Annotated in this window: 7 protein-coding genes; 2 read left to right on the top strand and 5 right to left on the bottom strand. The window is 75.2% G+C overall.

Annotated elements, in window-relative coordinates; genetic code table 11:
• Positions 1 to 26 precede the first annotated feature (26 nt).
• Entirely contained in the window at positions 27 to 644 is a 618-nt protein-coding gene (locus ACFWEK_RS18195) for a LysR family transcriptional regulator (RefSeq protein WP_430554942.1), read from the bottom strand.
• Positions 645 to 713: 69 nt separating this feature from the next.
• Between ACFWEK_RS18195 and ACFWEK_RS18200 the strand changes: the two genes are divergently transcribed.
• Positions 714 to 1,904, top strand: a complete 1,191-nt coding sequence (locus tag ACFWEK_RS18200; RefSeq protein WP_430554943.1) for a YeiH family protein — start codon at positions 714 to 716, stop codon at positions 1,902 to 1,904.
• 8 nt (positions 1,905 to 1,912) lie between these two features.
• On the opposite strand, the gene ACFWEK_RS18205 is transcribed toward ACFWEK_RS18200, so the two are convergent.
• Together ACFWEK_RS18205 and gltX are read right to left on the bottom strand one after the other, a co-directional pair.
• Entirely contained in the window at positions 1,913 to 2,647 is a 735-nt protein-coding gene (locus ACFWEK_RS18205; protein WP_430545822.1) for an HAD family hydrolase, read from the bottom strand.
• A complete protein-coding gene (gene gltX / locus ACFWEK_RS18210) occupies positions 2,644 to 4,065 on the bottom strand; it encodes a glutamate--tRNA ligase (RefSeq protein WP_430554944.1) in 1,422 nt (473 codons plus the stop codon). Before gltX ends, ACFWEK_RS18205 begins: the two co-directional genes overlap by 4 nt.
• Before the next feature lie 115 nt (positions 4,066 to 4,180).
• Between gltX and ACFWEK_RS18215 the strand changes: the two genes are divergently transcribed.
• Positions 4,181 to 4,876 (top strand): flavin reductase family protein, encoded by a 696-nt coding sequence (locus ACFWEK_RS18215; protein ID WP_430554945.1) that lies wholly within the window; start codon positions 4,181 to 4,183, stop codon positions 4,874 to 4,876.
• Here ACFWEK_RS18215 and ACFWEK_RS18220 read toward each other — a convergent pair.
• Complete coding sequence (locus ACFWEK_RS18220; protein ID WP_430554946.1) at positions 4,849 to 5,421, bottom strand: NUDIX hydrolase; 573 nt, start codon at positions 5,419 to 5,421, stop codon at positions 4,849 to 4,851. The genes ACFWEK_RS18215 and ACFWEK_RS18220 overlap by 28 nt on opposite strands.
• A partial coding sequence (locus ACFWEK_RS18225; RefSeq protein WP_430554947.1) for a fumarylacetoacetate hydrolase family protein occupies positions 5,414 to 5,601 on the bottom strand: 188 nt, incomplete at its 5' end. The genes ACFWEK_RS18225 and ACFWEK_RS18220, both read right to left, overlap by 8 nt.

Genomic DNA, 5,601 nt, shown 5'->3' on the forward strand with positions numbered 1-5,601 from the left:
CCTACTACCGGCGGCCGCCTCTTTTTTTAATCCGCCCCGCGCCGGGGGCCCCCCGCGGCGCGGCCGGGGGGGCTGCCGCCCCGGCGCCCCCCCCCGGGGGGGGGGGGCCCCCCCACGGCCACCAGCTCGTCGTGGGCCACGGTGCGCGAGCGCAGCCCGCGCCGCACGGTCGGGCTCTCCACGAACCCGAGCTCGGCCGCGCCGTCGAGCACGAGCTCCATGACCTCCCGGGAGTTCCGCACGACGAGCTCGACGTCGGGCGCCGCTCCGGTCCGCCCGCGCTCGTCCCGCCCGAACGCCGCAAGCCAGCGCGGTGCCAGGTACTCGGCGATCGTGAGGCTCGCGGCCACGCGCAGCCCGGGGACGGGCGCGGAGCGGAGGGCGGCGGCCGCGGCCTCGAACCGGTCCGTGGCGTCCACGACGCCGCGCGCCGCCTCCGCCACCTGGCGCCCGACGGCGGTGAGCGCCGTGCCGCGCGGCCCGCGGGACAGCAGCTCAAGGCCGAGGCGCCGCTCGAGGCGGTGCAGGCCCGCGGACGCGGTGGGCTGGGAGACGCCGGCCGCGCGGGCCGCGGCGGAGATCGAGCCGTGGGCGTCGAGGGCGACCAGCAGCTCGAGGGCGGCCAGCGGGGGACGTTCTGCCATAGCGTCAGTCTATGGATCGATCGGCACCTGGCGCTTCCGGGTCGCCGCGCGGGTCGCGAGCCTGGACACGTGCCCACAGCTCAGCCCTCGGCCCCGACCGCGGACCAGTCCACGGACCCGACGCGCCGGACCCCCCGCGGCGCCTCCCGTCTCGGTCCGGGCCTCGCGCTGGCCGCCGTGGCGACCGTGGTCCTGCTCGGCGTCAGCCGGCTCGTCGCCCCGCTGACGAACGGTGCGCTGTCGCCCCTGGTCCTGGCCCTCGTGGCCGGCGCCGTGCTCGGCTCCGCGCTGGGGCGGTGCGTGCCGCGGGGCGCCCGCGCCGCGCGGTTCGCGGAGCGGGTCGGGCCGGGCACCGACTGGACGGCGCGCACGGTGCTGCGCGCCGGCGTGGTGCTGCTCGGCCTGCAGCTCTCGATCCCCGACGTCCTCGCCCTCGGCTGGCGCGGGATCGCCGTCGTGGTGATCACCGTGACGGGGACGTTCGCGGCGATCCTCGGCCTCGGCCGGCTGCTGCGGGTGCCCCGCTCGACGTCGCTGCTCGTCGCCACCGGGTTCTCGATCTGCGGCGCCGCGGCGGTGTCCGCGATGACGAGCGTGCTCGAGCGCGACCCGCGCGCGGAACCTGCCGGCGGTGCGGGCACTGCCCGGCTGCGCGACGACGTCGCCGCCGCGCTCGCCCTCGTCACCGTCTACGGGACGGTCGCGATCTTCGTCCTGCCCGCTATCGCGGGGGCGATCGGGCTCGACGACCACCAGGCGGGACTCTGGATCGGCGCGAGCGTGCAGGAGGTCGCCCAGATGGTCGCCGCCGCCGGCACCGTCTCGGCCGCCGCCCTGGCGACCGCGACCGTCACCAAGCTGGCCCGCGTCGTGCTGCTCGCGCCCCTGGTCGCCGGCGCCGGCGCGCTGCTCTCGCGGCGCGCGGCGCTCACCGCGGCGCCCGGGGACGACGTCGCGCCCGAGCCCCCGGAGGGCGGCACGGCGGCACGCGGCCGACGCGCCCCGCTCGTCCCCGGCTTCGTGCTGGGCTTCCTCGCCGCGGCGCTGGTCCGCAGCACGGGACTGCTGCCCGACGTCGTCGCCGACACCGCCCAGCAGCTCACGACGATCCTGTTCGTCGCCGCGATGTTCGCGCTCGGCACCGGCGTCGACGTCCCGCGCCTGGCGCGCACCGCCCGCCGTCCGCTGCTGCTCGGCGCCCTGGGCACCGTCGTCGTGACCGGACTGGCGCTGGCCGCCGTTCTCCTCCTCGCCCCCTGAGCGAGTTGTCAGAGGCCGAGGGCGGCGGGCAGCCCGGCGAGCCCGGGCAGCACGACGATGCCGTCGGCGCGCAGGGCGTCGGCGTCCACGTGGTGCTCGTCGTCGCGGCGGGCGCCGGGCCGGTCCAGCCAGACGCCGACGAGGCCGGCCTCGTGGGCGGCACGGGCGTCCGTCGTGGGCTCGTCGCCGACGTACGCGGTGCGCGCGACGTCGGTGCCGAGGCGGCGGGCGCCCTCGACGAAGACGTCAGGGTGCGGCTTTCCGTAGCCGAGCGTGTCCACGCCCACGAGCACGGGGACGCCGTCGAGGCCGGCAGCGCGCAGCTTGCGCTCCTGCAGCTCGACGTACGCGTTCGTCACGACGCCGATCCGGACGCCGGCGGCATGCAGCGCGGCGAGGGCGGCCACGGAGTCGTCGAACGGCGCCCACGACCGCTCGAACGTGCCCCAGAACAGGGCGTCCCAGTCGGCGAAGGAGTCCTCGGTGACCGGCTCCCCGCCGAACGTGCGGTGCAGGAGGTCGGCGCGCAGCCGGCGCTGGGTGAGTGCGTCGGTCTCGCCGCGCGTGAAGCGCTTGTAGTAGCCGCCCGGGTCGGTGCGCCAGTGCGCGAGCAGCTCGGGGTAGCGGTCCGCCGGCACGTGCGGCAGGTACTCGACGGCGACGGCGGTGAGGGCCTTGGCGAACCCGCCCTTGGTGTCGACGAGCGTGTCGTCGACGTCGAGCAGGACGCCGTCGACCCTCACAGCTTCGCCAGCGCGGCGTCGACGCGGGCGAGGGTCCGCTCGCGGCCGAGCACCTCGAGCGACTCGAAGAGCGGCAGGCCGATCGTGCGGCCCGTGACGGCCACCCGCACGGGCGCCTGCGCCTTGCCGAGCTTGAGCCCGTGCTTCTCCCCCACCGCCGTGACGAGGTCCTTGAGCGGCTCCGCCTCCCACGTCGCGAGGTCCGCGAGCGCCGCGCGGGCGTCGGCGAGCAGCTCGGCGGCGCCCTCCTTCATCGCCTTGGCCCACGAGCGCTCGTCGTCGACCGGCTCGTCGAGGAAGAGGAAGTCCACGTTGTCGGTGATGTCAGCCAGCAGGGCCACGCGGGACTGGGCGAGCGGCGCGACCTTCGCGAACGCGGCGGCGTCGTACTGCTCCTCGGTCCACGGCGCCTTCGGGGCGTGCAGCCACGGGTCGACGGCGGCGACGAAGTCCTCGACCGATAGCTTCCGGATGTACTCGCCGTTGAACGACAGCAGCTTCTTGACGTCGAAGAACGCGGACGCGCTGTTGACGTCCTCGATGCGGAACCGCTCGATCAGCTCGTCGAAGGGCAGGATCTCCTCGTCGTTGCCGGGCGCCCAGCCGAGCAGCATGAGGTAGTTGACCATCGCGTCGGGCAGGTAGCCCTCGGCGAGGTAGTCCTCGAGCGCGACCTTGTCGCGGCGCTTGGAGAGCTTCTGGCGCTTCTCGTTGACGATCACCGGCAGGTGCGCCCACGTGGGCGGCTGCGCGCCGAGCGCCTCCCACAGCAGCTGCTGCTTGGGCGTGTTCGGCAGGTGCTCCTCGCCGCGGATGACGTGCGTGATGCCCTCGTCGAGGTCGTCGACGACGTTGGCGAGCAGGAAGACGGGCGAGCCGTCCCCGCGCGCGACGACGAAGTCCTCCATCGCGGAGTTCGGAAAGGTCGGGTTGCCGCGGATGAGGTCGACGACCTGGGTCTCGCCGTCGTCGGGGGTGCGGAAGCGCAGCGCCCGGCCCGGCTCGTAGGTGAGGCCGCGGTCGCGGCAGAAGCCGTCGTAGCCGGAGTGCGCGTTGCCGGTGCGGGCGGCGACGTCGTCGCGCGTGCAGTCGCAGTAGTACGCACGGCCGGCCTCGTACAGGCGGGCCGACGCCTCGCGGTGCTTCTCGACGTTCTGCGACTGGAAGTACGGGCCCTCGAACGTCGGGTCCTCGGCGTGCATGCCGAGCGCCGCGAGCGCGTTCAGGATGCCGTCCACCCACTCGGGCTTGTTGCGCGCGGCGTCGGTGTCCTCGACGCGCAGCACGAACGTACCGCCCTGCTGCTTGGCGACCGCCCAGTTGAACAGCGCCGAGCGGGCGCCGCCCACGTGGAACATGCCCGTCGGGGACGGGGCGAAGCGGACACGGACGGTGGAGGAGCCTGCTGCGGGGATCACGGGACAAGCGTAGTTGGCCGCGAGCGGGCGCCGGCGGGTGCCGACCTTCCCGGGCCTCGGACGCCGCGTCCGATTCCCGCCGAACCTCCTGCGCCGCCCGCCCTAGCGTCGAGGCATGACCACGACCCCGTCCGTCCGTGAGCACACCGGCCAGCACGTCACGGTGGACCCCGCGATCCTGTACTTCGGCACGCCCGTGGTGCTGCTCAGCTCCGCCAACGAGGACGGGACGACGAACCTCATGCCCATGTCGTCCGTGTTCTGGCTGGGGCGCAGCGCCGTGCTGGGCATCGGCGCCCGCAGCCAGACCGCGGCGAACCTGAGACGGCGCCCGGAGCTCGTGATGAACCTCGCGTCGCCGTCCAACGTGGCTCACGTGGACCGTCTGGCCCTCACGACGGGCCGACCCGACGTCTCGCCGTGGAAGACCCGCGCGGGCTACGTGCACGTGCCGGACAAGTTCGCCGCCGCGGGGCTGACGCCGCTCAGCTCGGCGACCGTGCGCCCGCAGCGCGTGGCCGAGTGCCTGGTGCACCTGGAGGCCGTGGTCCGGGAGGTCCGGCCGCTCGGCTCACGCCCCGGCGACGACCCGGAGGCCGCGCGGCAGCTCGCCGTCGAGGCGCACGTGACGCGGGTGTGGGTCGACCCGGCGATCCGGCTGGTGGGCCACCCCGACCGGATCGACCCCGACCTGTGGCGGCCGCTGGTCCTGAGCTTCCAGCGGTTCTACGGCCTCGGCGGGCAGGTGCACCCCTCCCGCCTGGCCGGCATCGACGAGGACCGCTACCGCGAGCCGAGGACGGCGTCCTGACCCGCGCGCACGCGCGCGACGGCGAGCGCCACGAGCACGGCGAGGTCCGGGTTCGGCAGGTCGTCGACGGGCCACCACCGCACGTCGAGCGACTCGTCGCTCACGGTGTGGCGGGCGCCGTCGGGCGCGACGGCGACGAAGCGCACGTCGAGGTGGTGCGCCTCGCCGTCGGGCCCGCAGAACGGCACGGCGTGCTCGTCCAGGTGCACGGGCACGGGGTCCAGCACGACGTCCAGCCCGGACTCCTCGACGGCCTCCCGACGGGCGGCGGCGAGCAACGTGCCGTCGCCGGGCTCGGCGTGCCCGCCGAGCTGGAACCAGCGGCCCGCCTTGGCGTGCAGCGTCAGCAGCACGCGCGAGGCGTCGCCCGACAGCACCACCGTGGACGCGGTGACGTGGTCCGGGCGGCACGTGCGCAGCACGCCGTCGGGGTGTGCGTCCAGGTGCGCCACGAACCGGTCGCGCAGCGCCCGCTGCCCGTCGTCGGCGGCGGGCATCCGCCGCAGCACCGACCGCGCGTCGTCCCGCAGGGGCGTCTCAGTCACGCCGGAACACGGGGTTGGCGAGGACGCCGATCCCCTCGACCTCGCACTCCACCCGGTCGCCGTGGTCGATGCGGCCCACCCCCGCCGGCGTGCCGGTGAGGATGACGTCGCCGGGCAGCAGGGTCATCGCCTTGCTGATGTACGACACGAGGAACGGCACGTCGAAGACCATGTCCGACG

The sequence above is a fragment of the Isoptericola sp. NPDC060257 genome (assembly GCF_042726645.1).
In the GTDB taxonomy this organism is placed as follows: Bacteria; Actinomycetota; Actinomycetes; order Actinomycetales; family Cellulomonadaceae; genus Isoptericola; species Isoptericola nanjingensis.